The organism is Variovorax sp. P1_H12_2 (assembly GCF_056405335.1).
Genome location: NZ_JBFUCI010000357.1, coordinates 1 through 6,832, shown reverse-complemented (window position 1 = coordinate 6,832; position 6,832 = coordinate 1). Strand labels below are relative to the sequence as shown.

Sequence of the window (6,832 nt, the reverse complement as noted above, 5' to 3'; positions counted from 1 at the left end):
GAGTACGTTCATCGTGCCTCCGAAAAGTGCTTCAGAGGTTCACGAGGTTCCGAGCGCTTTGTGGATGTCCTGGATCAGCTCCGGGCCCACGCGCGAGGCCATGGCCTGGTGCACCGGCTTGAGCTGCGCGATCCAGGCCGCCCGTTCTTGCGGCGTGAGCGCATGCAGCCTGATCCTGCCGCTGGCCTGCATCGCGGCGATCGCGTCGTCGTTGTCCTTTTGCGAGATGGTGTCGTTGCGCTCGGTGGCCTCCTTCATGGCCACCTCGAGCGCGCTGCGGATGTCGGCCGGCAGCGCATCCCAGAACTTCTTGTTGACGATCACGCCATAGCCGATATAGCCATGGTCGGTGAGCGCGCCATGGGCCTGCACCTCGTGCGTCTTCTGCGTGTAGATGTTGGACGGCGTGTTCTCGGTGCCGTCGACCACGCCGGTCTGCAGCGCCTGGTAGACCTCGGAGAAGGCCATCACCTGCGGGATCGCGCCGAGCGCGCGCATCTGCGCCTCGAGCACCTTGGACGACTGGATGCGCAGCTTCAGGCCCTTCATGTCGCCGGGCCGCCGGACGGCCTTGTTGGCGGTCATGATCTTGAAGCCGTTGTCCCAGTAGGCCAGCCCCTTGAAGCCCTTGGGCTCCAGCCGGGCCAGCAGCCGGGTGCCGATCGGCCCGGTGGTGATGGTGCGCAGCGCCGCCTTGTCCGGAAAGATGTAGGGCAGGTCGAAGACCTCGAACTCCTTGACGCCCAGCGGCCCGAACTTGGCGAGCGATGGCGCCAGCATCTGCACGGCCCCGAGTTGCAGCGCCTCGAGTTCTTCCTTGTCCTTGTAGAGCTGGCTGTTCGGATAGACCTCGACCTTGACCCGGCCCCGGGTCAGTTCGGCGGCCCGTTTCGCGAAGTAATCGGCCGCGGCCCCCTTGGGCGTGTTGGGCGCCACCACGTGGCTGAACTTGAGGACGATCGGCGCCGGCTGTGCGAACACCCTCGGGACTGCGAATGCGGACGCGCCGACCCATACGGCACGCCGAGTCATGGAATGGCTCATGAATGTCTCCCTGTCTTGTTTTTCGATCTGCGACCCGCTGCGCCGTTTTTTTTTGACGCACTCCGTGTCGCTCCCCCTTGCGGTGCTTCAGCGTGACGCTGCGCGCAGCACCGCCTGCGCCTTGAGGACCACCGGCCGGTCGACCATCTTGCCGTCGACCGCGACCGGCGCTCCCCCACTTGCGGCATCGGCCGCAAGAACCCGTTTCGCCCAGGCGACGCGTTCAGGCACGGGCGAGAAGCCCTGGTTGACCGACGCCACCTGCTTCGGATGAATGCACAGCTTGGCGCCGAAGCCGAGGGCGCGCGCCCGGCGCGCCTCGGCCTCGAGACGCGAACTCTGGTCGATCGCCGTGCTGACGCCATCCACCGGCGCCTGCAGCCCCGCCAGGCGCGAGGCCAGCACGATCTGCGAGCGGTAGAAGAGAAGCTCGTGGCCGTCGCCCTCGTCGTCCGCCTCGATGTCGAGGTCGGCCTGGAAGTCGATTGAGCCGAACACCAGGCGCTGCACGTGCATCGCGCTAGCGATGCCGGCCAGGCGATCGATGCCGCGCGCGGTCTCRATCAGCGGCCACAAGGCCGCGGCCGGCAGCGCGGTGGCGATCGCCCGCAGCACGGCCGCATCCTCGGCCTTCGGCAGCATCAGCGCCTCGATGCCCGCGCGGGCGCACAGCTCGACATCGGCGGCGTGCCACGGGGTGTCGGCCGCATTGATGCGCACACCGATGACCGGCGCTGCAGCGCCATCGCGGCGCGCGGCCAGCCACTCGCCGACCTGGGCGCGCGCCTCGTCCTTGCGTTCCGGCGGCACGGCGTCCTCGAGGTCGAGGACAACCGCATCGGCGCCGCTGGCGCAGGCCTTGTCGAAGCGTGCGGGCTGGTGGCCCGGCACGAACAGCAGGCTGCGGGCAGGCGGACGCGGCGTCGAAGCGGAAGACATCCGGATCCCTCAGGCCAGCAAGCGCTTGACGCGCGGCGCTTCGGCCAGGTGCCAGATACGCTGACAAAGTGCCTTTGCTTCTTGGGGCGTAGCGGCCTCGCCGTACTGCGTGAGCCGCTTCATCTTGTCCTCGATCTCGGCGCGGCTCAGCGTGTTGCCGGGGTCGCCCTTGGGTTCGTCGACGCGGCCCGAGAAGCTGCGGCCGTCGGTGGTCGTGACGCTGACCTTGCCGATCCAGCGCGCGGGGTAGGCCGTGTCGACCTCGCGGTCGAGTTCCATCATCACCTTGTCGCGGAAGGCCGCGACCTCGGGCGCGAGGTAGTCGCGGTCGAACTCGGTCAGGCCCGCGCGGCCGTGCACCGCGATCAGCCCCAGCACCGTGCCCATCGAGAACTTGCCCTGGTGCACCGTGGCGGGCACCACCACGCGGCCCAGCACGTCGATGGCCCCCTGGTGCACATGGGTCACGACGCGCGCGATGTCGCCGTGCGTCAGGCGGTTGTCGGTCATCACCTGCAGCAGCGCATCGGCCGCCGGGTGCGTGTGGCGGCAGGAGGCGTGGTACTTGAACGAGGTTTCGGCCAGCGTCCAGCGGCTGCCCAGTCCATCGACCAGGCGCCCGGGATCGGCGTCGGTCGACATGCCGACGCCCAGGCCCTGCGCGCCTTCGAGCACGCGCTGCGCACCGGTGAAGCCATCCTTCGCGAGGTAGGCCGACATGAGGCCGCTGGCCGCGGCGTGCGCGCAATGCAGCTGCTTCGAATCGGCCGCGTCGCGCAGGAACTCCCAGACACCCGCCGACTGCGTGCCGGCCGAGCCGAAGGCATCCAGCATTTGGGCCGGCGACAGTTCGAGCAGCCGGCCCACCGCCGCTGCGGCGGCCAGCGTGCCCGCCGTGGCCGTGGTGTGGAAGGTGCGGTAGTGCGAGCGGCCGAGGAACTCGCCGACACGGATGCCGACTTCGTAGCCCGCCACCACGGCGGTCAGCAGCTGCGCGCCGCTCGCACCCAGCGCCTGGGCCGTCGCCAGCGCCGGCGCGAACACGACCGCCGCCGGATGGAACACGGAGCCGTTGTGCACGTCGTCCTGCTCCACGTAGTGCGAGGCCGCGGCATTGACCAGTGCCGCGAACAGCGGCGAGGTGGTGCGGCGCGAGATCAGCACCTCGCTGGGGCCGTCGGCGGGGCCCATCATCTCGGCGAAGCGCTGGATGCTGCGCACCGGACGCGCCGAGCGGGCCGCGAGCACGGAGCCGAGCCAGTCGAGCATCAGGTCCTCGGCGCGGCGCAGCACCGGATCGGGAATCTGGGCGAACGAGAGTTCGGCGGCGAAGGTGGCGAGGGTCTGGCTGGGGTGGTTGTTCATGGTGAGAGCCTGCTTGTTCATAAAGATCTGATCAGTTGAGGACAGAGCAAAAACTGCTGCGCAGTTTCTTGGTCTGTCCCGCAAGGTCTCAGATTGCACCTTCGGCATGCAATGCGGCGATGGCGGCGGCGTCGTAGCCGACCTCGGCCAGGATCGCATCGGTGTGCTGGCCGAGCGTCGGCACCGCATCCATGCGCGGATCCCACTCGCGCGGCATGCCGGGCGGCCAGAGCGCGGGGATTGCGCCGGCACCCGTACCGACGTCGGTCCAGCGATCGCGCGCCTGCAGTTGCGGGTGGTTCCACAGGTCCTGCATCGTGTTGACCTGCGCGTTGGCGATCTGCGCCGCGTCGAGCCGCTCGATGATGCCCGCCGCGGTGAACGCCGAGAAGGCCTGGACGATGATCTCGCGCAGCGCATCGCGCGAAGCGGTGCGCAGCGTGTTGGACGCGAATCGCGGGTCGGTCGCCAGGCCGGGCTGCTCGAGCACCTTCGCGCAGAACGCCTGCCACTCGCGCTCGTTCTGCAGCCCCAGCATCACCAGCTTGCCGTCGCCGGCGGCGAACGGCCCGTAGGGATAGATGGTGGCGTGCGCCGCGCCCGCGCGCGGCGGCGGCGGCGCGCCCTCGAAGGCGTAGTACATCGGGAAGCTCATCCACTCGGCCATGCTCTCGAGCATGGAGACATCGATGCGGCAGCCCTTGCCGGTCTTGCCGCGCTGCAGCAGCGCCGCCAGGATGTTGCTGTAGGCGTACATGCCGGCCGAGATGTCGGCGATCGAGCAGCCGGCCTTGGCCATCTCGTCGGGCGTGCCGGTGACCGACAGGAAGCCCGATTCGCTCTGGATCAGGAGGTCGTAGGCCTTCTTGTCGCGATAGGGTCCGGGCGCCGCCGCATCGTCGCCGTAGCCCGAGATGTCGCAGACGACCAGTCCCGGGTGCAGCGGCAACAAGGCCTCGAACGACAGGCCCAGCCGTGCCGCGGCGCCGGGCGCGAGGTTCTGCACCAGCACGTCGGCCTCGGCCACCAGGCGCTGCAGGATCTCCTGGCCCTGGGGGTGCTTCACGTCCAGGGTCAGGCTCTCCTTGGAACGGTTGGTCCAGACGAAATGCGAAGCCAGTCCGTGCACGCGCTGGTCGTAGGCGCGCGCGAAGTCGCCGCTGCCCGGCCGCTCGACCTTGATCACCCGGGCGCCGAGGTCGGCCAGTTGGCGGGTGCAGAACGGCGCCGCGATCGCGTGCTCGAGCGTGAGCACGGTGATGCCTTCGAGGGGTCGCATCAGAAGCTCCGGGGCAGCCCGAGCATGTGCTCGGCCACGTAGCTCAGGATCAGGTTGGTCGAGATCGGCGCCACCTGGTAGAGGCGGGTCTCGCGGAACTTGCGCTCGATGTCGTACTCGCAGGCGAAGCCGAAGCCGCCGTGGAACTGCAGGCAGGCATTGGCCGCTTCCCACGAGGCCTTGGCCGCGAGGTACTTCGCCATGTTGGCCTGGGCGCCGCAGGGCTCGTGCGCATCGAAGCGCCGGCAGGCCTCGTAGCGCATCAGGTCGGCGGCCTCGATCTCGATGAAGGCCTCGGCGATCGGGAACTGCACGCCCTGGTTCTGGCCGATCGGGCGACCGAACACGATGCGCTCCTTGGTGTAGGCCGTGACCTTGTCGATGAACCAGTAGCCGTCGCCGATGCATTCGGCCGCGATCAGCGTGCGCTCGGCGTTGAGGCCGTCGAGGATGTACTTGAAGCCCTGCCCTTCCTCGCCGACGAGGTTCTCGGCCGGGATCTCCAGATTCTCGAAGAACAGCTCGTTGGTCTCGTGGTTGACCATGTTCAGGATCGGCCGCACGGTGAGGCCGTGACCGATGGCCTCTCGCAGGTCGACGATGAAGATCGACATGCCTTCGGACTTCTTCTTCACATCGGCCAGCGGCGTGGTGCGCGCCAGCAGGATCATCAGGTCGGAGTGCTGGATGCGCGAGATCCAGACCTTCTGGCCATTGATGACGTAGCGGTCGCCCTTCTTCACGGCGGTGGTCTTGATCTTGGTGGTGTCGGTGCCGGTCGAGGGCTCGGTCACGCCCATCGACTGCAGGCGCAGCTCGCCGGACGCGATCTTCGGCAGGTACAGCCGCTTCTGCGCCTCGGAGCCATGGCGCAGCAAGGTGCCCATGTTGTACATCTGGCCGTGGCAGGCGCCGGAGTTGCCGCCGGCGCGGTTGATCTCCTCCATGATCACCGAAGCCTCGGTCAGGCCCAGGCCCGAGCCGCCGTACGCCTGCGGGATCAGCGCGGCCATCCAGCCGGCCTTGGTCAAGGCGTCGACGAACTCGGCCGGGTAGGCGCGCGCTTCGTCGACCTTGCGGAAGTACTCGTTGGGGAACTGGGCGCAGAGGTCGCGCACGGCGTCGCGGATGTCCTGGTGACGAGAAATGGAGGAAATCATGGGGCTCGTGAAGTTGATTGAAAGGGTCGGACGGCTCAGCCCAGGCGTGCAGTGGCCTGCATCAGCAGCGCGCCCTGCTCGTCCTCGGCCCACAGCACGGCCTTGCCATCGGCATCGGCCGCATGGCCGCGAACGCGCAGCAGGCGGCCACAGGTCAGCGGGCGCACGGCCTTGAAGCTGTAGGCCCGCACGCCGCGGCCCGGGTTGTGCTGCTGCGCCGCTTCGAGCAGCAGCGTGGCGATCAGCGGGCCGTGCACCACCAGGTCGTCGTAGCCTTCGACCTGGGTCACGTAGGGATGGTCGTAGTGGATGCGGTGGCTGTTGAAGGTGAGCGCCGAGTAGCGGAACAGCAGCGGCGCGTCGGGCCGGTGTTCGACGGTCCAGAGCGCATCGGCCGGCGGTGCCTGCGGCGGCGCCGATTCGCCGCGCTTGGCGGCTTCGCGGTAGACGATGTCGTGACGGTCGCGCAGCAGCAGCGTCGCGCCGGCATGCACCTCGTGTTCGACCTTGACGAAGACCAGCGCGCCGGCCTTGCCCTGCTTCAGGCTGACGTCGACCACCCGCGAGGTCTTGCGCGCGGGCGCCGCCAGCGGTACCGGGGCGAAGAACTCGAGCTGGCTGCCGGCCCACATGCGGCGCGGCAGCGGCACCGGCGGCAGGAAGCCGCCGCGCGCCGGATGGCCGTCGGGGCCGAGCCGGTTCTCGGGCGCGGTCGGCAGGAAATAGCACCAATGCCAAAGCGGCGGCAGTGCCCGGCCGGCCGGCCAGGGCTGATCTTCATTGCGCAAGGTCGCCGCGAGCGCGCTCGCGGTCCAGGGCGACATCAGGTCGTCGTGGGTCTCGCTGCGGCCGATCCAGCTGCGCAGGTGGTCGATGTCCAGGGCTTCTTCGGTCATGGCGGCGCTCGTTCGATGGAGTGGGTTGCCGCTCATTCCTGTCGCGGACCGCCGGCCTCGCGCTCGACCCGCTGCCAGATCTCGACGCCCATCGGGTCGTCGATCTCCTCCAGGATGTGGCCCACCAGGCCGATGGCGCGGGCCATCAC

6 protein-coding genes and 1 pseudogene are annotated in these 6,832 nt (G+C 68.8%); all 7 read right to left on the bottom strand.

Features of this window, described 5'->3' with window-relative positions:
• Positions 1-39: 39 nt before the first annotated feature.
• Positions 40-1,032 (bottom strand): TRAP transporter substrate-binding protein, encoded by a 993-nt coding sequence (locus AC1D2K_RS26845; RefSeq protein WP_478092409.1) that lies wholly within the window; start codon positions 1,030-1,032, stop codon positions 40-42.
• 99 nt (positions 1,033-1,131) lie between these two features.
• Entirely contained in the window at positions 1,132-1,983 is an 852-nt protein-coding gene (locus tag AC1D2K_RS26840) for an HpcH/HpaI aldolase/citrate lyase family protein (protein WP_478092406.1), read from the bottom strand.
• A gap of 9 nt (positions 1,984-1,992) precedes the next feature.
• Positions 1,993-3,348 carry an MmgE/PrpD family protein gene (locus tag AC1D2K_RS26835; protein ID WP_478092404.1) on the bottom strand — a complete coding sequence of 452 codons (1,356 nt, stop codon included), beginning with the start codon at positions 3,346-3,348 and terminating at the stop codon, positions 1,993-1,995.
• Positions 3,349-3,436: 88 nt separating this feature from the next.
• Complete coding sequence (locus AC1D2K_RS26830; RefSeq protein WP_478092403.1) at positions 3,437-4,627, bottom strand: CaiB/BaiF CoA transferase family protein; 1,191 nt, start codon at positions 4,625-4,627, stop codon at positions 3,437-3,439.
• Positions 4,627-5,787 carry an acyl-CoA dehydrogenase family protein gene (locus tag AC1D2K_RS26825; protein ID WP_478092401.1) on the bottom strand — a complete coding sequence of 387 codons (1,161 nt, stop codon included), beginning with the start codon at positions 5,785-5,787 and terminating at the stop codon, positions 4,627-4,629. Before AC1D2K_RS26825 ends, AC1D2K_RS26830 begins: the two co-directional genes overlap by 1 nt.
• 35 nt (positions 5,788-5,822) lie before the next feature.
• Positions 5,823-6,683 carry an HTD2 family dehydratase gene (locus tag AC1D2K_RS26820; RefSeq protein ID WP_478092400.1) on the bottom strand — a complete coding sequence of 287 codons (861 nt, stop codon included), beginning with the start codon at positions 6,681-6,683 and terminating at the stop codon, positions 5,823-5,825.
• A gap of 32 nt (positions 6,684-6,715) precedes the next feature.
• Positions 6,716-6,832 (bottom strand): annotated as a pseudogene (locus AC1D2K_RS26815) (citryl-CoA lyase); the annotation flags it as partial.

Coding starts and splice junctions, on each gene's coding strand:
- AC1D2K_RS26820 (WP_478092400.1), bottom strand. CDS start 6,683: ATGACCGAAGAAGCCCTGGACATCGACCACCTGCGCAGCTGGATCGGC.
- AC1D2K_RS26830 (WP_478092403.1), bottom strand. CDS start 4,627: ATGCGACCCCTCGAAGGCATCACCGTGCTCACGCTCGAGCACGCGATC.
- AC1D2K_RS26825 (WP_478092401.1), bottom strand. CDS start 5,787: ATGATTTCCTCCATTTCTCGTCACCAGGACATCCGCGACGCCGTGCGC.
- AC1D2K_RS26845 (WP_478092409.1), bottom strand. CDS start 1,032: ATGACTCGGCGTGCCGTATGGGTCGGCGCGTCCGCATTCGCAGTCCCG.
- AC1D2K_RS26835 (WP_478092404.1), bottom strand. CDS start 3,348: ATGAACAACCACCCCAGCCAGACCCTCGCCACCTTCGCCGCCGAACTC.